The organism is Pseudomonas sp. X10 (genome assembly GCF_054889225.1).
Genome location: NZ_CM142677.1, coordinates 2,632,503 through 2,652,038, shown reverse-complemented (window position 1 = coordinate 2,652,038; position 19,536 = coordinate 2,632,503). Strand labels below are relative to the sequence as shown.

The 19,536-nt window shown below is 62.1% G+C and carries 24 protein-coding genes; 15 read left to right on the top strand and 9 right to left on the bottom strand.

All coding sequences use genetic code 11. The features are described from left to right. Positions 1–48: 48 nt before the first annotated feature. Positions 49–411, bottom strand: a complete 363-nt coding sequence (locus ACYU03_RS12160) for a hypothetical protein (RefSeq protein WP_461891040.1) — start codon at positions 409–411, stop codon at positions 49–51. Between the two features lie 94 nt (positions 412–505). Beyond that, positions 506–1,006 carry a methylated-DNA--[protein]-cysteine S-methyltransferase gene (locus ACYU03_RS12155; protein ID WP_461891038.1) on the bottom strand — a complete coding sequence of 167 codons (501 nt, stop codon included), beginning with the start codon at positions 1,004–1,006 and terminating at the stop codon, positions 506–508. A gap of 104 nt (positions 1,007–1,110) precedes the next feature. Here ACYU03_RS12155 and ACYU03_RS12150 point away from each other — a divergent pair, with 104 nt between their 5' ends. Further along, entirely contained in the window at positions 1,111–1,422 is a 312-nt protein-coding gene (locus tag ACYU03_RS12150; RefSeq protein ID WP_461891036.1) for a hypothetical protein, read from the top strand. Between the two features lie 512 nt (positions 1,423–1,934). Here ACYU03_RS12150 and ACYU03_RS12145 read toward each other — a convergent pair. After that, positions 1,935–2,636: a hypothetical protein gene (locus ACYU03_RS12145; RefSeq protein ID WP_461891035.1), complete on the bottom strand. Its 702-nt coding sequence runs from the start codon at positions 2,634–2,636 to the stop codon at positions 1,935–1,937. Positions 2,637–3,144: 508 nt separating this feature from the next. On the opposite strand from ACYU03_RS12145, the gene ACYU03_RS12140 reads away from it, so the two are divergent. From ACYU03_RS12140 to ACYU03_RS12120, 5 genes are all read left to right on the top strand, one after another. Beyond that, positions 3,145–4,368: an SfnB family sulfur acquisition oxidoreductase gene (locus ACYU03_RS12140; RefSeq protein ID WP_461891033.1), complete on the top strand. Its 1,224-nt coding sequence runs from the start codon at positions 3,145–3,147 to the stop codon at positions 4,366–4,368. 9 nt (positions 4,369–4,377) lie between these two features. Then, entirely contained in the window at positions 4,378–5,751 is a 1,374-nt protein-coding gene (locus ACYU03_RS12135; protein ID WP_461891031.1) for an LLM class flavin-dependent oxidoreductase, read from the top strand. Then, entirely contained in the window at positions 5,748–6,413 is a 666-nt protein-coding gene (locus ACYU03_RS12130) for a methionine ABC transporter permease (protein WP_461891029.1), read from the top strand. The genes ACYU03_RS12135 and ACYU03_RS12130 overlap by 4 nt, the downstream gene beginning before the upstream one ends. A 22-nt stretch (positions 6,414–6,435) precedes the next feature. Beyond that, positions 6,436–7,206, top strand: a complete 771-nt coding sequence (locus ACYU03_RS12125; protein WP_461891027.1) for a MetQ/NlpA family ABC transporter substrate-binding protein — start codon at positions 6,436–6,438, stop codon at positions 7,204–7,206. A gap of 67 nt (positions 7,207–7,273) precedes the next feature. After that, complete coding sequence (locus ACYU03_RS12120; RefSeq protein WP_461891025.1) at positions 7,274–8,296, top strand: methionine ABC transporter ATP-binding protein; 1,023 nt, start codon at positions 7,274–7,276, stop codon at positions 8,294–8,296. Between the two features lie 126 nt (positions 8,297–8,422). Here ACYU03_RS12120 and ACYU03_RS12115 read toward each other — a convergent pair whose 3' ends face one another. From ACYU03_RS12115 to ACYU03_RS12105, 3 genes are all read right to left on the bottom strand, one after another. Then, positions 8,423–8,656 carry a hypothetical protein gene (locus ACYU03_RS12115; protein ID WP_461891023.1) on the bottom strand — a complete coding sequence of 78 codons (234 nt, stop codon included), beginning with the start codon at positions 8,654–8,656 and terminating at the stop codon, positions 8,423–8,425. A 495-nt stretch (positions 8,657–9,151) separates the two neighbouring features. Continuing rightward, positions 9,152–9,442 carry a hypothetical protein gene (locus ACYU03_RS12110; RefSeq protein WP_461891021.1) on the bottom strand — a complete coding sequence of 97 codons (291 nt, stop codon included), beginning with the start codon at positions 9,440–9,442 and terminating at the stop codon, positions 9,152–9,154. A gap of 250 nt (positions 9,443–9,692) precedes the next feature. Beyond that, the gene (locus tag ACYU03_RS12105; protein WP_461891019.1) at positions 9,693–9,875 is read right to left on the bottom strand and encodes a hypothetical protein; all 183 of its coding nucleotides are present in this window, start codon (positions 9,873–9,875) and stop codon (positions 9,693–9,695) included. A 163-nt stretch (positions 9,876–10,038) separates the two neighbouring features. Here ACYU03_RS12105 and ACYU03_RS12100 point away from each other — a divergent pair, with 163 nt between their 5' ends. From ACYU03_RS12100 to ACYU03_RS12090, 3 genes are read left to right on the top strand one after another with little or no spacing between them, the layout of a single operon-like run. After that, positions 10,039–10,407: a site-specific integrase gene (locus tag ACYU03_RS12100; RefSeq protein WP_461891450.1), complete on the top strand. Its 369-nt coding sequence runs from the start codon at positions 10,039–10,041 to the stop codon at positions 10,405–10,407. Between the two features lie 32 nt (positions 10,408–10,439). Beyond that, on the top strand, positions 10,440–12,026 hold the full coding sequence (locus tag ACYU03_RS12095) for an ABC-F family ATPase (protein ID WP_461891017.1): 1,587 nt from the start codon (positions 10,440–10,442) through the stop codon (positions 12,024–12,026). 2 nt (positions 12,027–12,028) lie between these two features. Beyond that, positions 12,029–13,390: an MFS transporter gene (locus tag ACYU03_RS12090; RefSeq protein WP_461891449.1), complete on the top strand. Its 1,362-nt coding sequence runs from the start codon at positions 12,029–12,031 to the stop codon at positions 13,388–13,390. Between the two features lie 54 nt (positions 13,391–13,444). Here ACYU03_RS12090 and ACYU03_RS12085 read toward each other — a convergent pair whose 3' ends face one another. Beyond that, complete coding sequence (locus ACYU03_RS12085; RefSeq protein WP_461891015.1) at positions 13,445–14,056, bottom strand: FMN-dependent NADH-azoreductase; 612 nt, start codon at positions 14,054–14,056, stop codon at positions 13,445–13,447. A gap of 132 nt (positions 14,057–14,188) precedes the next feature. On the opposite strand from ACYU03_RS12085, the gene ACYU03_RS12080 reads away from it, so the two are divergent. Together ACYU03_RS12080 and ACYU03_RS12075 are read left to right on the top strand one after the other, a co-directional pair. Continuing rightward, positions 14,189–15,091 carry a LysR substrate-binding domain-containing protein gene (locus ACYU03_RS12080; protein ID WP_461891013.1) on the top strand — a complete coding sequence of 301 codons (903 nt, stop codon included), beginning with the start codon at positions 14,189–14,191 and terminating at the stop codon, positions 15,089–15,091. Continuing rightward, positions 15,084–15,443 carry an MmcQ/YjbR family DNA-binding protein gene (locus ACYU03_RS12075; protein ID WP_461891011.1) on the top strand — a complete coding sequence of 120 codons (360 nt, stop codon included), beginning with the start codon at positions 15,084–15,086 and terminating at the stop codon, positions 15,441–15,443. The genes ACYU03_RS12080 and ACYU03_RS12075 overlap by 8 nt, the downstream gene beginning before the upstream one ends. Here the strand turns inward: ACYU03_RS12075 and ACYU03_RS12070 are convergent. Next, on the bottom strand, positions 15,436–15,882 hold the full coding sequence (locus tag ACYU03_RS12070) for a DUF1294 domain-containing protein (RefSeq protein ID WP_461891009.1): 447 nt from the start codon (positions 15,880–15,882) through the stop codon (positions 15,436–15,438). The two genes, ACYU03_RS12075 and ACYU03_RS12070, sit on opposite strands and share 8 nt — an antisense overlap. Positions 15,883–15,884: 2 nt before the next feature. Next, positions 15,885–16,715, bottom strand: a complete 831-nt coding sequence (locus ACYU03_RS12065; RefSeq protein ID WP_461891007.1) for an undecaprenyl-diphosphate phosphatase — start codon at positions 16,713–16,715, stop codon at positions 15,885–15,887. A 387-nt stretch (positions 16,716–17,102) separates the two neighbouring features. On the opposite strand from ACYU03_RS12065, the gene pnuC reads away from it, so the two are divergent. The 4 genes from pnuC to ACYU03_RS12045 all read left to right on the top strand — a co-directional run bounded on the left by pnuC (position 17,103) and on the right by ACYU03_RS12045 (position 19,532). Continuing rightward, on the top strand, positions 17,103–17,669 hold the full coding sequence (gene pnuC / locus ACYU03_RS12060; protein WP_461891005.1) for a nicotinamide riboside transporter PnuC: 567 nt from the start codon (positions 17,103–17,105) through the stop codon (positions 17,667–17,669). After that, positions 17,666–18,217 (top strand): AAA family ATPase, encoded by a 552-nt coding sequence (locus ACYU03_RS12055; protein WP_461891003.1) that lies wholly within the window; start codon positions 17,666–17,668, stop codon positions 18,215–18,217. The genes pnuC and ACYU03_RS12055 overlap by 4 nt, the downstream gene beginning before the upstream one ends. A 333-nt stretch (positions 18,218–18,550) precedes the next feature. Next, complete coding sequence (locus tag ACYU03_RS12050) at positions 18,551–18,961, top strand: hypothetical protein (protein ID WP_461891448.1); 411 nt, start codon at positions 18,551–18,553, stop codon at positions 18,959–18,961. A gap of 1 nt (position 18,962) precedes the next feature. Further along, positions 18,963–19,532: an adhesin gene (locus ACYU03_RS12045; protein WP_461891001.1), complete on the top strand. Its 570-nt coding sequence runs from the start codon at positions 18,963–18,965 to the stop codon at positions 19,530–19,532. The last annotated feature ends 4 nt before the right edge of the window (positions 19,533–19,536 follow it).

The following is a 19,536-nucleotide window of genomic DNA, read 5'->3' as shown; positions in this document are numbered from 1 at the left end:
TTCCTCTCAAGCGGTATTTGAGTGAACAGTATCAGGGCTTGTGTCGAATCAGTTGGAAGAAGGTCGACTGTTGCGCCAGAACAGGTAAGCCAACCCCACCGGCGCGATAAAAATCGCGAAGGACCAGCACATGGCCATGCTCATTAGCTTGACAAATAGCATCAGCAAAGCGTTCACGAAGAACACATTGTTGCCCATGATGTAGCCAACGATGCTTTCGTAGACAAAACGCGAATAGGGGTACAACAGAGTATTAATGAGCGCGAACCCCACCATACCCAGCTTGACGCCCGATGGGTTGTTCAGTGCCATAGCGACGATGAGCACTGCGAAGATCAATCCGAACAGGAATTGGCGGACATAATAGCTGGTGGTCAGGCCACCGAAAGTCTTGGCGAAAAATGAGTGCATAAGCTCCCTCTCTACACTGGATGTGAAAAAGGGGGGCACCATAACAAGATGTTTCCAGGTAGACCAGCCAGGTATGGCCAACCCGTTCACAGGTTCAGAAATCCAACGCCAGGCTCTGCCTGCCTTCCAATGCCAACAGGTACTGCTTGGCCTGAAGGCCGCCGGCAAAGCCCGTGAGGCTGCCCGAGGCGCCGATCACCCGGTGGCACGGAGCAATGATCGAGATTGGGTTGCGGCCGTTGGCCGCGCCTACCGCACGCACCGCGGACGGATTGCCGATCTGTCGGGCGATGTCGCTGTAGCTGCGGGTTTCACCGAAGGGGATGGTCAGCAACGCGGCCCAGACCTGGCGCTGGAAGTCCGTGCCGAGAAAGTCCAGCTCAAGGTCGAAACGCTGGCGCCGGCCGGCGAAATACTCACCCAACTGACGTGCGGTTTCCTGCAGGACGGGATGGCCTTCGTCCCGGTGCAACTCGCCCAGGCGCACGCGGTTGGCCCGTTCGTTCTCCCACAGCACCGCCGCCAGTTTGTCGCCCCGCGCCACCAAGGTGAGCGCGCCGACAGGTGAAGGGAGGATGGCAAAGGCATGAGACATACACGCAGTCCGACAGTAGTTGGATGAAACCGAACTCTACGCACAACACTACGTGCGTGCATCCGCTTTCTTGCGCTGCACAATGCCAGGGAAAAGCCCGCAACATGGCCGGCAACGAGCGAACTGTCTGCCGGGCCGGGCCCCATCCCAGTGCCCGCCACCTTGCGGATACCCTGATTTGCCCCTACAACTTAGGTTTTCTGGAGGTGCAACAAATGCGAGCGCGATTCGTGACTGTACCTGCCGTCCCCATACTGAAAGAAAGCTCTCTCAGCGGCGCCCGCTTTCGCGCGAGAACCGAGCCGGGCAGCTTCGATATCTACGATAACCAAGAAAAAGTACGCCTCACGATAACTTTCAAAAGTCGCGCCGAGGCTCAAGCCGAATGCGATAGAAAGAACAGCGAACTCAAATGAAGAACCCGGCCTATGCCGTAATGTTGTTCACTTAAGGCATCTGTCGTATGGTTTGGGGCCGCTGCGCGCCCCATCGCGACACAAGGCCGCTCCCACAAGGGGCTTGCCGATACGTAAATATATTATGGCTTGCAAGCCCTCTGTGGGAGCGGCCTTGTGTCGCGATGGGCTGCGTAGCAGCCCCACCATGTCAGTTGCGTCGAGATGGCAGCTCATCCCGGTAGCTGTACCTTTCGGCATTTGAAGCGCCCAGTGCGCTGTTGCCCTTGGACGGCGCCTGCTCATCTACATCAGGAGTGCACTGTTCCGCGGGTCGGGGCTGCGACTGATGGCCCTCGGCAGCCGATGCAGCATCCTTCTCATCGATGCCCTTGCCCCCAGGACCATTCCCTACGCCATTCTTTTCATTGGTCATACACACCTCTCAAGTGCTCAGGATCCCTGAGCTTCCTGGAGTATGCGCGCCATGACCCAGGAGAAAGCACCTATCGGACCGCCGGAGAACCCGCCCATCAATGATGCGGAGGCGGCTCCTGCTGGCCGCCGCCATGCAGGCCTATACCAAGGCCCTGGCCTCCCCCACCGGCACCACCTCCGCCACCACCTTTTCCTCCGCCGCCTTTGGCCCCATCCTTCTCACCCTTGCCGCCACGGGCAGAGGATGGACGGACCGGCCCCTGCCGGGGAATCGCAAGCTGCGTAGGCACCGGATCCAGGTTCAGCACGCTGCGGATGAAGTCACGCAAGGAAATGACCAGCTCTGCCGTATGTATCGGACGGCCCGCGACCAGTTCCGACGCGGCCTGGGCGGCCAACCGCACTTGTTCCTCGGTGCCCAGCAGAATGATGTCGGACAACGCGGCCTCGACGGCATCACGCATCCGCCGTGCCCGATCACTGCCCGCCACTTCACTATCGGGCTCGACGACAGCCCCCTGCGTCTCGGTGACCTTTTCGCTTTCCTTTCTGCGGAGCAGATCACGCAGGTGGGTCGGATCGACTTCAAGGTTCCCGGTGAAGGAGCCGCCCAGCGTCTTGTAGGCCGCGATGAGGGTGCGCAAGCGTTCATTGATCTGCCGGTTTTCACGCTCTCGCCGCTGCTGGATCGTCTGCATGGCAAGCAGACGAATGCCGACGCCGATCACCGTGATCACTGCCAGTCCAAACAGCGTTGAAAGAATCCCTTCCCAGGAACTGAAGTCCAGATTGCGCATGCACAAGCTCCAAAGACACAAATATTCAAGCAGTTGGCCCAGGTTTGCGGCCAAGAGTCAGCACTCTATCATCACAATGCAAAAGCCTCCCCTTGCTACCTCAACGATTCAAACCTCACAATTAATGGCCATATGACATCGCCCTGACTATACTTGGACCTGCTGAAGGATCAGCACCCATCGTAAAAAGCCCGCCTTTGTGCGTAATGCCAGTCAGTTAAGGCCAATGGGGCCGCTCTGCGCCTTAACTGACAGGCATTAGCCTCCGTGCGGGCTTTTTTTCGTCTTGCGATCCGCCGCACCTCCTGAACAGACCTGAACGCAAACCCTGCCACCAACTGCCCCTCAGGCAACTGTTCACCAAGAAACACCCGGCCAACACCTTGCTGTTCACAGCCGAACACCCACATCTAAAACCAATTGCAACTTATTGAATTAAAAGGAATAACCAGCATGGCATGGTTCATGCTCAGGCGTTCTGTGTTTTCGCACAGCCCCTGAGGAACCCATGTCCACTCCTGCCGTATCCGCCCACTACGACATCCGCCAGCCGGATGCCCATGTCATTCGCGACGATGCCGAAGCCATCGCCGTCGCGCACCGTATCGCTGCGCTGTTGCGCGAAGGGGCTGCCGAGCGTGACCGGCGCCGCGAGGTGCCTGCCGAGGTGGTCGATGCCTTTTCCAACAGCGGCTTATGGGGCATCACCGTCCCTCGCGCGTACGGCGGCGCGCAGGTGTCCTTCGCCACCCTGGCGCAGGTGATCGCCATCGTTTCTGCCGCCGACCCATCGCTCGGCCAAATTCCGCAAAACCATTACTGCCTCTTGGAAGACATCCGCTTGCAGGGCACCGAGGAGCAGAAGCGTTTCTTCTTCGACCTGGTGCTCAAGGGCCATCGCTTCGCCAATGCGCTGTCGGAAACCGGCGGCAAGACCGTACAGGACATCCGCACGCGCCTGGTCGCCGAGGGTGACGGTTACCGCATCGACGGGCGCAAGGGCTATTGCACCGGGTCGCTGTACGCCCACTGGATCGGTGTGCTGGCGCTGGATGATCAAGGCCGCGCGCAGTTGGCCTTCGCACAGCGTGGCACACCTGGCCTGGTGGTAGTCGATGACTGGAGCAGCATGGGCCAACGCACCACCTCCAGCGGCACCGTACTGCTGGACGGCCTGCGCGTGCCAGCCTTCAACCTGTTTCCGAGCTACCGCTCCTACGAGAGCCCGACCCTGGCCGGCCCCTTCGCCCAGCTGACCACCGCCGCCATCGACGCCGGCATCGGCCGCGCGGCGCTGGACGACACCATCACCTTTGTCCGTGAGCACGCCCGCCCCTGGATCGACGCCGGCGTGGAAAAAGCCAGCGAGGACCCGCTGACCATCATCCAGATCGGCTCGCTGGAGATCCGCCAGGAGGCCGCAGAGGCCCTGCTGGAACGCGCCGGGCGCGTGCTGGATGCCGCCAGACCGGCACCGGACGAGGATAACGTCGCCGCGGCTTCGGTCGCGGTGGCCAAGGCCAAAGTGCTGACGACCGAAGTCGCCATCGAGGCCAGCAACCGTCTGTTCGAACTGGGCGGCACGCGTTCCTCGCTGGTGCATCACAACTTCGACCGGCACTGGCGCAACGCCCGCGTGCACACCCTGCACGACCCCGTGCGCTGGAAGTACCACTTGGTCGGCAACTGGGCCCTGAACGGCATCAAGCCGACGCGCCACGACTGGAACTGAGGCCGTGTCATGACCAAGCAGATACGTCTCAACGCCTTCGCCATGAACACCGTAGGCCACCTCTCACCCGGCCTGTGGCGGCATCCGCGCGACCAGGCGACGCGCTACACCGATATCCACTACTGGATCGAACTGGCCAAGACCCTGGAACGGGGCTGCATCGACGGTCTGTTCATTGCCGACGTGCTAGGCGTGTACGACGTCTATGGCGGCAACGCCGACGCGGCGTTGAGCAGCGGCGCCCAGGTGCCGGTCAACGACCCGTTGCAACTGGTTCCGGCCATGGCCGCCGCGACCCAGCACCTGGGCTTCGGTGTCACGGCATCAGTGTCTTTCGAGCATCCATTCCCCTTCGCCCGGCGCATGAGCACCCTTGACCACCTGACCGGGGGCCGCGCCGGCTGGAACATCGTTACCTCCTACCTGGCCAGCGGCGCACGCAATCTCGGCCAGCGCGACCAGTTGTCCCACGACCAGCGCTATGCGATGGCCGAGGAATACTTGCAGGTCTGCTACAAGCTGTGGGAGACCAGCTGGGAAGAAGATGCGGTGCGCGCCGACCGTGCAAGCGGTGTCTACGCCGATCCGCGCAAAGTGCATGGCATCGGTCATGAAGGCACCTATTTCAAGGTGCCCGGCTTCCATCTGAGCGAGCCTTCGCCGCAGCGCACGCCGGTGCTCTATCAGGCGGGCGCCTCAAGCCGTGGCCGGGGCTTCGCCGCCGCCAACGCCGAGTGCGTATTCGTCGCCGCGCCAAGCAAGACCGTACTGAAGAAGCAGGTCGCCGACGTGCGCGCCGCTGCCATCGCTGCCGGACGCAGCGCCAGCGATATCCTGGTCCTCGAACAGCTCACGGTGATCGTCGCGCAAACCGATGAAGCCGCCCTGGCGCGCCTGCGCGAATACCGCGAGTACGCCAGTGCCAGCGGCGCCCTGGCGTTGATGTCCGGCTGGACCGGCATCGACTTCGCCCGCTATACACCGGACCAGGTGCTGCGCGAAGTGCCCAGCGAAGCCATTCAGTCCGCCGTCGAGGCCTTTACCCGTGCCGACCCGACGCGCACCTGGACCACTGCCGAGATCGCCGATTATTGCGCCATCGGCGGTGATGGCCCGGTACTGGTCGGCTCGGCCAAGACCGTTGCCGACCAGTTGCAGGAGTGGGTCGAGGAGACTGGCGTGGATGGTTTCAACCTGTCCAGCGTGGTCGCCCCGGAAACCTTCGTCGCCGTGGTCGAGCTGTTGGTGCCGGAGCTGCAGGCACGTGGCCTGTTCAAACGTGAATACGCCGAAGGCACCCTTCGCAACAAGCTGTTCGGCCAGGGCGACCGCCTGCGCGCACCGCATCCGGTGGCAGCGCTGCGCCAGGAGACCGGACGATGAACGAACTGCTCGCCAACCTCGACTGGGGAGAAATCGGCCAGGCCTGCGTGGACACCCTGAGCATGCTCGGCGCCGCCCTGGGCTTCACCGTGCTGCTCGGCCTGCCGCTTGGCGTGCTGCTGTACCTCACCGGGCAACGTCAGCTACTGGCCAACGCACCGCTGTACCGCAGCCTGTCAGTGGTGGTGAACGTGCTGCGCTCGCTGCCGTTCATCATCCTGCTGATCGTGCTTATCCCCTTGACCACCCTGATCACCGGCACATCGCTGGGGGTGCGCGGGACCATCCCGCCACTGGTGATCGGTTGTACGCCGTTCTTCGCCCGCTTGGTGGAAACCGCGCTGCGCGAGGTGGATCGCGGCCTGGTGGAAGCCGGCCAGTCGATGGGCGGCAGCACCGGGCAGATCATCTGGTACACCTTGCTGCCAGAGGCCCGCACCGGGTTGATCGCCGCAGTCACGGTCACGGCCATCGTGCTGGTGGACTACACCGCGATGGCCGGTGTGATCGGCGGCGGCGGCCTTGGCGACCTGGCGATCCGCTTTGGCTACCAGCGTTTCCAAACCGACGTGATGGTGGTCACCGTGCTGTTGCTGATCCTGCTGGTACAGGCCCTGCAGATGAGCGGCGACCGCCTGGTCCGACATTTCACCCGACGCTGACCCTACTTTTTGGAGCCTCCCTATGAAACGAATCCTGACCGCCCTGGCCGCTGTCATTGCGCTCAACGCTCACGCCAACGAGCATTTGGTCGTCGGCGCCACCCCCGTCCCGCATGCCGAGATCCTCGAGTTCGTCAAACCAGCCCTGGCCAAGGAAGGGGTCGACCTGGACATCAAGGTGTTCAACGACTTCATCCAACCCAACCTGCAACTGGCGCAAAAGAACCTCGATGCCAACTACTACCAGTACCGGCCCTTCCTCGACGACTTCAACAAGACCCGCCATACCGACCTAGTGCCAGTGGTCGGCGTGCACATCGAGCCCTTCGGCGCCTACTCGGCCAAGTACAAGGACCTCGCCGAGCTGCCCGACGGCGCCAGCGTGGCCATCCCTAACGATCCGGTGAACACCGGCCGCGCCTTGGTACTGCTGGCCGAAGCCGGATTGATCACACTCAAGGACGCGGGCAACCCACAGTCGACCCAGCGCGACATTACCGGCAACCCGCGCCACCTGAAGATCCGTGAGCTCGAAGGCGCCATGCTGGCCCGCTCAGTGAAGCAGGTCGACCTGGCCTTCGTGTTCGCTAACTACGCGCTGGAGGCCGGCATCGACACCAGCAGCGCCCTGATCGTCGAAAAAGGCAAGGATCTTTATGTCGAGTTCCTGGTAGCGCGTCCGGACAACCTCCAGGCCCCCGGCATCCAGAAGCTGGCCAAGGCCCTCAACTCACCGCAAGTACGCGAGTTCATCCTGACCCGCTACAAGGGCCAGATCGCACCGGGGTTCTGACCCCTCTCTAGCAGGCGCCGGAATGCTCCGGCGTTCTTTAACTTCGACACATTGGGGCGCTCCGATCGTGACCCGCTTTTCCCAAGAAATCCTTGCTAGTACCGCACAGCTGCAACTACGCGGCGTCACCAAGCGTTATGGTTCGCTGACGGCCCTGCAGGGCATCGACCTGCACGTCCAGCAGGGCGAAATATTCGGCATCATTGGCCGCAGCGGCGCCGGCAAATCATCGCTGTTGCGCCTGATCAACCGCCTGGAAACACCCAGCGAAGGCCAGGTACTGATCGATGGCCAAGACATCGCCAACTTCGCCGGCTCGCGCCTGCGTGAGCTACGCCGCAAGGTGGCCATGATCTTCCAGCATTTCAATCTGATGGCTACCCGCAGCGTGGCCGAGAATATCGAGCTGCCCCTGCGCATGGCCGGCGTACCCCGTGACGAACGCGTCCGTCGCGTCGATGAGCTCCTGCAACTGGTCGGCCTGAGCGAGCGGCGCAACGCCTATCCGGCACAATTGTCCGGCGGCCAGAAGCAACGAGTAGGCATTGCCCGGGCGCTGGTGCTGCAACCACAGATCCTCTTGTGCGACGAAGCCACCTCCGCACTCGACCCGGAAAGCACCCAGGCTATCCTCGACCTGCTGCGCGACATCAACCGCCGCCTGGGCCTGACCATCGTACTGATCACCCACGAAATGGAAGTCATCCGCGACCTGTGCCACCGCGTGGCCGTGCTCGAACGTGGGCACGTGGTGGAACAGGGTGAAGTCTGGCAAGTGTTCGGCGATCCGCATCACGCCGTCAGCCAGATACTCCTGCGCGGCCCTTCCAGAGCCGGCCAGGCCCCGGACAGTGCGGGTGACGAGTTATGGCTGGAGTTGCACTACACCGGCGAACGGGCACTGGAACCCGACCTTGCCGGCATCTCGGCAGCGCTGGGACGGCAAGTGCGCCTGCTGCACGGCGGTATCGACCGCATCCAGGGCCGCGCACTCGGCCGGCTGCGCGTGGCCGTGCCGCTCGACGGCTCCCCTGAAGCGCTGCTGGAACGAGCACGCCAAGTGGCCGACCGGGTCGAACGGATTCGATAGCGGGCTTTATGTGTTGGCCAGCCTCGAACGGTCAGTGACGCGCTGCTCAAGCGGGTGTATCGCAGTGATCCGAAACACAATGGTTCTGCTTCACGGGCTTATAAGGACTTGAAAGTACCGCCTCTCCTAGCTTTGACCATTCTGTACAGTGACCCTCACCCCCGTAGCCACAATCTCGTACTCGGTTTCGGAAATCTTCTTCACGTCACCACCAAACTGCATTTCGAAATGCTTCAGGCCTTCATGTCGAACCATGCCGTCTGGCGAGCGCTCGACGATCTCGTCCTGATATATGTTAATCACGTAGTCCAAGTTATCCGTGCCAACGCCAATTATTTTTCCAACATATTTATCTGCCATGTCCGAACTCCTTGCGTGAAATATCAAGGTAACGGGTACTGGCAGATCAATCCAGAACATTGAATAGTTCAGTCCACCATAATGTTGGTCTGCGCGCGCAATAGACTGACGATCAGACCCTATGGCAGCCCCGGCCGATTGCTCTCAGTCATGGCATTGCAAGCGCCTTATCCCGTCGCTCAGCGGCAGCTCGTGGCGAATTAGGGAGGGCGCTGCTCATGCCGGGGTGGCGAATACGTTGCCGTCGATGCCCAGGGCGACCAAAACCGGCTATTCAACCTCAAAGAGAGATCCATGACCGAAGTAGCCGAAAAGCAGCTCGACCTGCTCTGGCACAACCTGAGCATACGACCCGAGCACCGCAACCGTCGCAAGATCAGCCGCAACGACTTCCTGATCGGCCCTGGAAATTGAGGTACCGAAGGTTGAATACCGATCCAAAAACTTTGGTGCGGCAGTTACCAGACCTTGGGGTCAGACCTTTTATAGGGTTGATCACCGCAGGTTAAGGGTGCGGATCAACAGCTGGGCATCATCAATGTTTCGAATATCGACCGCCCAATGCTCGTCGTCCTTATGCGATGAATCGTCGAAGCTATCGAAGACTCTCTTGATCTCTTTCTTCTGGTAAATCCCGTCCCTAAGCACCGGAGGACGGAAGTGGAAATTGATCACGCCACCCTGGCGAGGGCGGCGCCTGTCTTGAAGATACCCATGAGCACAGTCGCAGTCGTTGGCATGACCGCCAACATGGCGCTGGCCGGGGCGCACGACCACCAAGAACAAGCAGAGCAGTTGGCATCGACGCAGCAGACCAGCTTGTCTTGGAGAACCGTACGGGGATTAACCTGACACTGTCCGTAACGCTGATGACCGGAAACTAAGCCGCTAGGAGAACTGGCCGTCGGCGAGGTGAATAGCGATGAGGTCACGGGGCTAACCCGCTACCTCGGCCATGGATTTGGCCCACATATAGCTCGCAAACGGCTAAGGGGTGTATTCGTACTCCGCCCAGCTGTAGCCCCTCCCTTACAACTCAAGCCCGCCGGCGATTCCGGCAGGCGCCAACGATCAGCAAGGCAACGCCGGGGATCATCAGCCCTGCAGCTGTCCAGCCGAACGCGGGCTGGCCGCTAGCCCCCACTGCGGCGAAAGCCGCGCCAACGGCGATCATTGGTGCACCAGCGATGTAGAACGTTTTTTTTGCAGCCTTGCTCATATCGATCCTCCTGCAGGACAGCCATTTAAACATACCTGCCGCCACCGACAGCAATGCATGGTCGAATTACTCAACCGCTCCCCAGGAACGAACAAAGACCACGCATCACAGGGTTATCCGGCTCAATGAGCGAGCCTTCAACACCATCAGTCAAGCCACGCGGATGGCGACTCTCCGCCGGAGAGCCTCAAAGTCGGCGTACCCGGTCAGCCCTTTCGTGTTCCAACCGAGCAAAGGTGGGCTGTGGATCAACGAGCCAAGTGTTACAATCCGCCACTTCAAATCGGCGCTGAAGGCGCTGAACATCCGTGAACGCCGGCAGTACGATACCCGCCACACTTACGCGACCATGTGCCTGATGGCTGGGATGAACCTCGTGTTCATCGCGAACCAGCTCGGCCACAGCGTCGAGATGTTGCTCTCTACCTACGCGAAATGGATCAGCTCCTCCTCGGACTGGAGGGAGCTGGAGAAGCTGCCGCCTCGAGTCGAATTGGCCCAAAATTGGCCCAAAACTGACGCAAGGGCCTAAATACACCTCTGGAATCCCCGCAGGACAAGCACTTGATTTCTACCGCTAACATCACCATGCAATTCGGCGCCAAGCCGCTGTTCGAGAACGTCTCGGTCAAGTTCAACAACGGCAACCGCTATGGCCTGATCGGCGCCAACGGCTGCGGCAAGTCGACCTTCATGAAGATCCTCGGCGGCGACCTGGAGCCGTCTGCCGGCCAGGTGATGCTCGAGCCGAACACCCGCCTGGGCAAGCTGCGCCAGGACCAGTTCGCCTATGAGGAATTCACCGTGATCGATACGGTGATCATGGGCCATGAGCAGCTGTGGAAGGTCAAGGCCGAGCGTGACCGCATCTACTCGCTGCCAGAGATGACCGAAGAAGACGGCATGGCCGTCGCCGAGCTGGAAACCGAGTTCGCCGAGATGGACGGCTACACCGCCGAGTCCCGCGCCGGTGAGTTGCTGCTGGGCCTGGGTATTCCGCTGGAGCAACACTTCGGTCCGATGAGCGAAGTCGCCCCGGGCTGGAAGCTGCGGGTGCTGCTGGCCCAGGCGTTGTTCTCCGACCCGGACGTGCTGCTGCTCGACGAGCCGACCAACCACCTGGACATCAACACCATCCGCTGGCTGGAAAACGTGCTCACGGCGCGCAACAGCACCATGATCATCATTTCCCACGACCGTCACTTCCTCAACAGTGTCTGCACCCACATGGCCGACCTGGACTATGGCGAGCTGCGCCTGTTCCCGGGCAACTACGACGAGTACATGACTGCGGCCACCCAGTCCCGTGAGCAGTTGCTGGCCGATAACGCCAAGAAGAAGGCGCAGATCGCTGAGCTGCAGACTTTCGTCAGCCGCTTCTCGGCCAATGCCTCGAAGGCCAAGCAGGCCACGTCACGTGCCAAGCAGATCGACAAGATCCAGCTGGCCGAGGTCAAGCCGTCGAGCCGGGTCAGCCCGTTCATTCGCTTCGAGCAGAACAAGAAGCTGCACCGCCAGGCGGTGACCCTGGAGAAGGTGTCCAAGGCGTTCGATGACAAGGTCCTGTTCAAGGACTTCAGCTTTACCATCGAAGCCGGCGAACGCGTGGCGGTCATCGGCCCCAACGGGATCGGCAAGACCACCCTGCTGCGTACCCTGGTCGGTGAGATGACCCCAGACAGCGGCGCGGTGAAATGGACCGACAGCGCCGAGGTTGGCTACTACGCCCAGGACCATGCCCATGACTTCGAGGAGGACCTGAGCCTGTTCGACTGGATGGGCCAGTGGACCCAGGGCGAGCAACTGATCCGCGGCACCCTCGGGCGCATGCTGTTCTCCAACGATGAGATCCAGAAGTCGGTCAAGGTGATCTCCGGTGGTGAGCAAGGCCGCATGCTGTTTGGCAAGCTGATCCTGCAGAAGCCCAACGTGCTGGTGATGGACGAACCGACCAACCACCTGGACATGGAATCGATCGAAGCACTGAACCTGGCTCTGGAGAACTATCCAGGCACACTGCTTTTCGTCAGCCACGACCGCGAGTTCGTGTCGTCCCTGGCCACCCGCATCATCGAGCTGAGCGCTGATGGTGTGGTGGACTTCAGCGGAACCTATGACGACTACCTGCGCAGCCAGGGTGTGTTGATCTAAGCATCGGACGCGGGGCAGGTCCTGCCTGCCCTGCGTTTTCGGCGTATTTTGCGGACGACGCGGGCAAGCATCTACCCCGTCCCCGGACGAATAATTCGTTAGCCTGCTTTCTTTTCTTTCGCGCAGCAGCCATCATGGCCCCACGCCCAACCGCCTGCCCGCGAACGAGCCCCATGACCGCGCAACAACCCGCCCCCGTCAGTACCTTTTCGATCACCCTGCAGATCTTGTCGATCGTTTTCTATACCTTCATCGCCTTCCTCTGCATCGGCCTGCCGATCGCGGTGCTGCCCGGCTACGTGCACGATCAACTGGGTTTTGGCGCGGTCGTCGCAGGTGTGACCATCGGCCTGCAGTACCTCGCCACCCTGCTCAGCCGGCCCTTCGCCGGACGCGTGGCGGACAGCCTTGGCGGCAAGCGGGCGATCCGCTATGGCCTTTATGGCATCGCCGGATGTGGTGTGCTGACCCTGTTTTCAGCCTGGACCCTCAATTTGCCGCTGCTCAGCCTGGCACTGCTGCTCGGCGGCCGCTTGCTGCTGGGCATCGCCCAGGGCCTGATCGGTGTCGCCACCTTGAGCTGGGGCATCGGCCAGGTCGGGGCCGAGCACACGGCACGGGTGATCTCCTGGAACGGCATCGCCTCCTATGGCGCCATCGCCATTGGCGCGCCCGTCGGTGTGCTGATGGTGGATGGGCTGGACTTCAGCGTACTCGGCCCGGCGTTGCTGGTCCTTGCACTGCTCGCCCTCCTGGTGCTGCGCAAGCGCCCTGACGTGACGGTGGTGCGGGGCGAACGCCTGCCGTTCTGGGCCGCCTTCGCCCGGGTCGCTCCTTGTGGCCTGGGCCTGACCCTGGCATCGATCGGCTATGGCACCTTGACCACATTCGTCACCCTCTATTACCTCGAGCGCGGCTGGATTGGCGCGGCCTGGTGCCTGAGCGCCTTCGGGCTGTGCTTCATCCTTTCCCGGCTGCTGTTCGTCAACGCGGTCAACCGCTTCGGCGGCTACTCGGTGGCTATCGCGTGCATGAGTACCGAGGTTCTGGGCCTTGCCCTGCTCTGGCTGGCACCTTCGCCGCCCTGGGCGCTGCTGGGTGCCGGCCTGACCGGGTTCGGGCTGTCGCTGGTGTATCCGGCACTGGGGGTGGAAGCGATCAAGCAGGTGCCCAGCAGCAGTCGCGGGGCGGGGCTTGGTGCTTATGCGGTGTTCTTCGACCTGGCCCTGGCCATCGCCGGCCCGGTGATGGGCGCGCTGGCCGCGCACCTGGGCTATGCCTCGATCTTCTGCGCCGCGGCCCTGCTCGCCCTGATCGGTGTCGGCCTGACTCTGCTGTTGGCCCGCCGTGCACGCAGCTACTGAACGAAAAAAGCCGGCTGCCACCCGAGGCGACAGCCGGCTTGTCGAACCTCAGGTTCAGGCGGCGGCGAACAGCTCGTTGTCGATCCGCGCCTGGGCAGCGTCGATGGCTTGGCTGCGATGTTCCGGGCTATAAGCCAGGCCATGGGCACGGACGATCTCCAGGTCGGTGATGCCGATGAAACCGAGGAAGACCTTGAGGAAATCCTCATGGCCAGCAGCAGTCGGCTGGTCCGCATGCAAACCACCGGCAGTGGATACCAAGACCACCTTCTTGTCACCGCACAGGCCTTCAGGGCCGGCTTCGCTGTAGCGGAAGGTCTTGCCAGCGATGGCGACGCGGTCGATCCAGGCCTTGAGCTGGGTCGGCACGGCGAAGTTGTACATCGGCGCGCCAATGACCACGGCATCGGCGGCCAGGAACTCTTCCAGGGTCTCGCTGCTCAGGCGCGCCTCAAAAGCCTGGGCGGCATCGCGCATTTCTTCCGGGGTGCCAGCGGCGACCAAGGTCGCGGCGGAGAAATGGCTGATGGCATCGGCAGCCAGGTCACGGTAGGTCACTTCAATGCTCGGATCGGCGGCCTTCCAGGCCTCGACAACGCTGCGGCTCAGCTGGCGGGAGGCGGAATTGTCGCCCAGGATGCTCGAATCGATATGCAACAGTTTCATGGGGTCTCTCCTGTGAATGAAGACCGCGGCTTGGGCGATCACGATGGAGAGAATCCTACAGACCCAGCGAATAGCTGATAAGTCAGCAAAAATGCATTACTTTGTCCCACAGATAGGACAATGGATATTCAAATGCAAGATCTCAACGACCTGTTCTACTTCGCCCGGGTAGTCGAGGCCGGTGGCTTCGCAGCGGCCGGCCGCTTGCTGGGCGTTCCCAAGTCGCGCCTGTCACGGCGCATTGCCGAGTTGGAGGAACGTCTGGGCACACGCCTGCTGCAACGCACCACCCGGCAACTGAAGCTCACCGCTGTGGGAGAACGCTACCTGCGTCACTGCCAGGCCATGCTGCTGGAAGCGGAGATGGCTGACGAAGCGGTGGCCAGCATGACCAGCGAGCCTCGCGGGCGCTTGCGGGTGTCCTGCCCGGTGGCCCTGGCCAACGCCTTCCTGCCCGAGGTGATCACGCGCTTTCTCACGCAATACCCGCAGGTGCACCTGGACATGGTCCTGCTCAACCGCAGGGTCGACCTGGTCGGCGAAGGCATCGACGTGGCCCTGCGGGTGCGCGAACTCGGCGACGAAGACCCTGCTCTGGTCACCCGTCGCCTGCGCCAGGCGCAGATGCAACTGGTGGCGGCACCAGGCTTCGCTGACCATCTGGAGGACCCTGCGCAACTCGCCGGACTGCCGGCGCTGGGCGCCGTCGAGGAGGACCGCCTGATGCACTTGCGCCTGCACGGCCCCAAGGGAGGACAGCACGAGTTGGTGGTGGAGCCGCGCCTGGCCATCGATGATTTCGTGGTGCGCAAGACCGCCGCCCTCGCCGGGCTAGGCTTCACTGCGCTGCCGATCATGCACTGCGAGCAGGAGCTGGAGCGCGGTGAACTGGTGCGCTTGCTGCCGCAATGGTCGTTGCCAGGCGGCTACCTGCAAGCGGTGTACACCCACCGGCGCGGTGTATTGCCTGCCGTGCGGGTCTGGATCGATCATCTGGTCGCCTCGTTCGAGGCTTGTGGAGACCGTTATGTCTGAAAAAAGGATGAGCCCCGAGCAGGTGGTGGAGCTGTGCCTGAGCCTGCCCGGTGCTCGGGAAGACTACAAATGGGGTGGCGTGCGAGTGTTCTCGGTGGCAGGCAACAAGATGTTCGCCGTGCTCGACCTGGCCGGTGCTGGCCTGTCGTTCAAGGTCGACAGCGAGCTGTTCCTGGGCTACGCCGACCGCCCCGGAATTCGTCCTGCACCCTACCTGGCCCGGGCTCACTGGATCAGCATGGTGCCGCCCTACCCCATGGGCCGTGAAGAGTTGAGCGACCTGCTGCGACGCTCGCACCAACTGGTGGTGCGGCGCCTGCCCAAGCGCTTGCAGCCGGCGTTGCTTATCTGAGCAAGAACTCCGGCAGCATGCCCAGCCAATGCCCGTCAAACAGCAGGTAGTCGGTCCAGAACAGCTGGTGCACAGCGACTATCCCCCAGAAGGTCAACTGGTAGGACGCTTTGCGCGTCTTGTGTCGGAACAACTGCTGGGCCAACAAAGCTCCGGGCCAGCCACCGCAGAGTTCGCTGGCGTGCAATATCTTCTCCGGCGTCCGTCTGGCCTGGGCACGGGCCTGGCGCTTGTCCTGCCGATACAGCAGGAAGCTCAGTAGGCTGACCAGCGGATACGCCAACAATGGCAGCCAGGCGTGCCCACCCAGCGCCATCTGCATCGAGCCGGCCACCGGCAACAGGCACAGCCCCGCGAAGGCCAGCAGTTTGCGGCGGGGATGGCGCACCAGCGCCTCATTGCTAGCGGCACGGCGCATGGTCGATGGGTTGCGGGACATGCTCAACCTTGCGCCGTGGCCCAGTCGACCCAGCCGAACAGCCAGGTGGCCAGGATCAACAGGCCAAAGGCGATGCGGTACCAGGCAAACACGGCATAGCTGTGATTAGCGATGAACTTGAGCAGGCCACGCACTGCGATCATGGCGAAGATGAACGACACCACGAAACCAATGGCGAACACTGGAAAGTCACTGGGCTCGAACAGATCCCGATACTTGTAGCCCGAGTAGACCGCCGCGCCAACCATGGTCGGCATGGCCAGGAAAAAGGAAAACTCGGTGGCAGCCTTGCGCGACAGACCGAACAACAAGCCGCCAATGATGGTCGAGCCGGAGCGCGAAGTCCCCGGAATCATCGCCAGGCATTGCACGAAGCCGATCTTCAAAGCATGGCTCCAGCGCATCTCGTCGACGTGGTCCACCTCGATGCGGTGTTCGCGGCGTTCGGCCCAGAGCATGATCACACCGCCAACCACCAGGGCCGCCGCCACGGTGATTGGATTGAACAGGTATTCGTGGATCAGGTCAGCGAACAGCACCCCCAGCACCACCGCCGGCATGAAGGCGATCAGCAGATTAGACGTGAAGCGCTGCGCGGTGCGTTCGCGTGGCAGCCCCAATGTCACCTCGAAGATCTTGCCGCGAAACTCCCAGACTACCGCGAGGATTGCGCCCAATTGGATGATGATGTTGAAGGCCATGGCCCGCTCACCACCGAAGTTGATCAGGTCGGCCACAATGATCTGGTGACCGGTACTGGATATCGGCAAGAACTCAGTCAAGCCCTCGACGATACCCAGTATGACTGCCTGTAAGGCGCTCCAAAAATCCATCACTCCCCCATGAAACGCTGCTCTCTGCAGGTTCCTTATTCTTTGATTTGCATGCTGGTGCCCAAAACGGCCCGGCTGTTTTACAGCGACACTTGGTCGCAAAGCCAGCTGAAAAGTTCAGGCCGCCTAAAGGTTTCATCTTGCGAGGGCGAAATCCTATCAGAGCAGCCCGGCAAAGGCCCCAGGCTGTCTCAACATAAATGAAGACTGTGAGAGTGTTGTTGCGAGCGTGGTCTAAGCGTCGGACTCTCCCATCAATGCCTATCGGTTGCGTGCACAGCCCCGAGCGACTCCAGCCCGACGGCCCCGCGCGCCTAGCTTCTGCTTGAAGCTGCAAGCCTGAAGCTTGTAGCATCGCGCCCTTCCCTTCAGTGCCAAGGATCGCCGATGTCCGGCCTCGAACTCTTCGCCGCCGTACTCGGCGTCATCGCCGTGTGGCTCACGGTCAAGCAGAACCCCTGGTGCTGGCCGATCGGGCTGGTGATGGTGCTGCTCTACAGTTGGGTCTTCTTTGAGGTGCGCCTGTACTCGGACATGCTCCTGCAAGTGGTCTATGCCGCCCTGCAACTCTATGGCTGGTGGCAGTGGACACGGCCGGACCGGGTCGAGGATGCGCGGCGGGTCACTCGCCTGGGGACCACGCCCTTATTGGCCGGCCTGGGCGCCGGCTTGTTGCTGAGCCTGGCCCTGGGCTCGGCCATGGCAACCTGGACCGATGCCGCCCAGCCCTGGCTGGATGCCGCCCTGACCGGCTTCAGCCTGGTGGCGCAGCTATGGATGGCGCAAAAGCGCCTGCAGTGCTGGCCCCTGTGGGTGGTGCTGGACGTCTTGTTTGTCGGGCTGTTCCTGTACAAGGCGATGTACCTGACCGCCGCCCTCTACGCCTTGTTCACGGTGATCGCGGTGCGCGGCTGGCTGGAGTGGCGACGTGACCCGGCATTGGTGAGCGCATGAAGGTCCTGGTGCTGTGCGGTCCGGAGTCCAGCGGCAAGAGCTGGCTCAGCGGCGAAATCCAGGCGCATTTCGGCGGCGAGGTGGTGGGTGAATATGTGCGTCATTTTATTGACCAGGAGCAGCGCGACACATGCTACGCCGATATTCCCACAATCGCCCGGGGCCAGTTGGCCTGGGAGGATCGGGCCCGGCAGCATGCGCCCCGGCTGCTGATCCTCGACACCCACCTGCTCAGTAATATTCTCTGGAGCCGCGTGCTGTTCGGTGACTGCCCCGCATGGATCGAGCAGGCATTGCTGGACAGGCACTACAACCTGCACCTGCTGCTCAGCCCGCAAGGGGTGGACTGGGTGGGCGACGGCCAGCGTTGCCAACCGCTGCTGGGCGAACGCCAGGCTTTTTTCGACGACAGCCTGGGTTGGCTGCAACAGCACCGGCAAGCGGTCCAGGTCATCGAGGGCAGTTGGCCGCAACGACGCGCCCAGGCCCTGGCCGCCGTGGCGCGGCTGCTCGGCGATCAGGCAGCGGACTGTGCCACGCAATGTTAAGCCACTGAAACACAGTGGGGCTCCACAGCCCCCGGTCTTGGGGCTATTCGCGCATCAATGGGGCAAGTGTTTCAAGCGTGATACAGACCTCTTCGCCTCCCCCCAGGCACGATTCTTGGCGCCTTGACGAGCATCAGAGCGCGCAGTTGTATCAGCGCTGATACAACGATAGGCCGCTATTTCCAGGTAATATCCGCAACGCTTTGATTTACCGATAAAAAGCAAAACAGGCACGGCTCCTGCTCTCCTCCTCGCAACGCTGAAGGGCCAGCGCACAGGAAAGGGAGCATTGCCGTGGGGAATCTCAAGAACACTCTGCCAGCGCTATTGATCATGGGTTGCCTCAGCGTCGCAACCCTGCCCATTCCGGTCTATGCCCAGGGCAATGGTGTCGTGGTCCTGACCCGTGATGTCCAGGCCCGCCAAGCCGCCCGCAAGACCGGTACCCCCGACCCCTACCCGACCACGGTCAACACCAATCCATCAGAACGCGTCATGGCCCAGACCAATGAGCTGAGCGACGGCGACTTCGCCAATGTCGCCAGCGGCTCGACGGTCAACCGGGTGATCATGCCAGACGCCTCGGGCAACATTCGCGGCCTGGGCACCGCCCAAACGCAACTACCCGGCATGGCCGGTGGTTCGGGCCCTGGCGCCGCCAGCGGCAACAACATATCCAACACGGTCAATCAGAACGTCCAGCGCGGCCTGGCGCCGCTGCAGATCCTCACCCGGGGCCAATGACATGAAGATTTCATTGCTCTGCCTGACCCTGTGCTGCGGTACCGCCTTGGCGGGCTCCCCGGTGGTCGACACCGCCACTCTGGATGCCAGCGCACGCAACTACCAGGGCAACCTGTCGATCAACCAGGCTGCCGGCGACGGTCAGCAGCAGAACAACAGCCGGGCCATCGCCATTGGCACCGAAGCCCGCGCCACTACCCACATACAGCAGAGGATCGATAGCCCGGCCAGCCGGGCCATCGATGCCAGCGCCGGTATCCACGGCACCTCCTTCAGCAACGGCAGCGGCATTCTGGGTATCAACCAGTCGGCTGGCGCCGCGACACAACAGGCCAACGCCGTGCGGGTCGGCATCAGTGCCATCCCGCAAAGCATCGACGACAGCATTCTCAGCCAGCAGAACGTGGCGCTGGCAAACGGCTCCGACGCAACTGATCACACTCCCGGCAGCCGCCAGGTCACGACCAGTGACCAGGCCTTCACCGGCAGCCGTGGCGTGATCCAGTTGAATCAGAGCGCCGGGGTGGGCAACCGAATGGCCAACACCCTGAGCGTGCGGGTTGCGGACTGACCCG

What these genes read in the sequence shown, in the direction of transcription:
- ACYU03_RS12160 (WP_461891040.1), bottom strand. Translation starts at nt 411, where the DNA reads ATGCACTCATTTTTCGCCAAGACTTTCGGTGGCCTGACCACCAGCTAT.
- ACYU03_RS12155 (WP_461891038.1), bottom strand. Translation starts at nt 1,006, where the DNA reads ATGTCTCATGCCTTTGCCATCCTCCCTTCACCTGTCGGCGCGCTCACC.
- ACYU03_RS12150 (WP_461891036.1), top strand. Translation starts at nt 1,111, where the DNA reads ATGGCCGGCAACGAGCGAACTGTCTGCCGGGCCGGGCCCCATCCCAGT.
- ACYU03_RS12145 (WP_461891035.1), bottom strand. Translation starts at nt 2,636, where the DNA reads ATGCGCAATCTGGACTTCAGTTCCTGGGAAGGGATTCTTTCAACGCTG.
- ACYU03_RS12140 (WP_461891033.1), top strand. Translation starts at nt 3,145, where the DNA reads ATGTCCACTCCTGCCGTATCCGCCCACTACGACATCCGCCAGCCGGAT.
- ACYU03_RS12135 (WP_461891031.1), top strand. Translation starts at nt 4,378, where the DNA reads ATGACCAAGCAGATACGTCTCAACGCCTTCGCCATGAACACCGTAGGC.
- ACYU03_RS12130 (WP_461891029.1), top strand. Translation starts at nt 5,748, where the DNA reads ATGAACGAACTGCTCGCCAACCTCGACTGGGGAGAAATCGGCCAGGCC.
- ACYU03_RS12125 (WP_461891027.1), top strand. Translation starts at nt 6,436, where the DNA reads ATGAAACGAATCCTGACCGCCCTGGCCGCTGTCATTGCGCTCAACGCT.
- ACYU03_RS12115 (WP_461891023.1), bottom strand. Translation starts at nt 8,656, where the DNA reads ATGGCAGATAAATATGTTGGAAAAATAATTGGCGTTGGCACGGATAAC.
- ACYU03_RS12105 (WP_461891019.1), bottom strand. Translation starts at nt 9,875, where the DNA reads ATGAGCAAGGCTGCAAAAAAAACGTTCTACATCGCTGGTGCACCAATG.
- ACYU03_RS12100 (WP_461891450.1), top strand. Translation starts at nt 10,039, where the DNA reads ATGGCGACTCTCCGCCGGAGAGCCTCAAAGTCGGCGTACCCGGTCAGC.
- ACYU03_RS12085 (WP_461891015.1), bottom strand. Translation starts at nt 14,056, where the DNA reads ATGAAACTGTTGCATATCGATTCGAGCATCCTGGGCGACAATTCCGCC.
- ACYU03_RS12080 (WP_461891013.1), top strand. Translation starts at nt 14,189, where the DNA reads ATGCAAGATCTCAACGACCTGTTCTACTTCGCCCGGGTAGTCGAGGCC.
- ACYU03_RS12075 (WP_461891011.1), top strand. Translation starts at nt 15,084, where the DNA reads ATGTCTGAAAAAAGGATGAGCCCCGAGCAGGTGGTGGAGCTGTGCCTG.
- ACYU03_RS12070 (WP_461891009.1), bottom strand. Translation starts at nt 15,882, where the DNA reads ATGTCCCGCAACCCATCGACCATGCGCCGTGCCGCTAGCAATGAGGCG.
- ACYU03_RS12065 (WP_461891007.1), bottom strand. Translation starts at nt 16,715, where the DNA reads ATGGATTTTTGGAGCGCCTTACAGGCAGTCATACTGGGTATCGTCGAG.
- pnuC (WP_461891005.1), top strand. Translation starts at nt 17,103, where the DNA reads ATGTCCGGCCTCGAACTCTTCGCCGCCGTACTCGGCGTCATCGCCGTG.
- ACYU03_RS12055 (WP_461891003.1), top strand. Translation starts at nt 17,666, where the DNA reads ATGAAGGTCCTGGTGCTGTGCGGTCCGGAGTCCAGCGGCAAGAGCTGG.
- ACYU03_RS12050 (WP_461891448.1), top strand. Translation starts at nt 18,551, where the DNA reads ATGGGTTGCCTCAGCGTCGCAACCCTGCCCATTCCGGTCTATGCCCAG.
- ACYU03_RS12045 (WP_461891001.1), top strand. Translation starts at nt 18,963, where the DNA reads ATGAAGATTTCATTGCTCTGCCTGACCCTGTGCTGCGGTACCGCCTTG.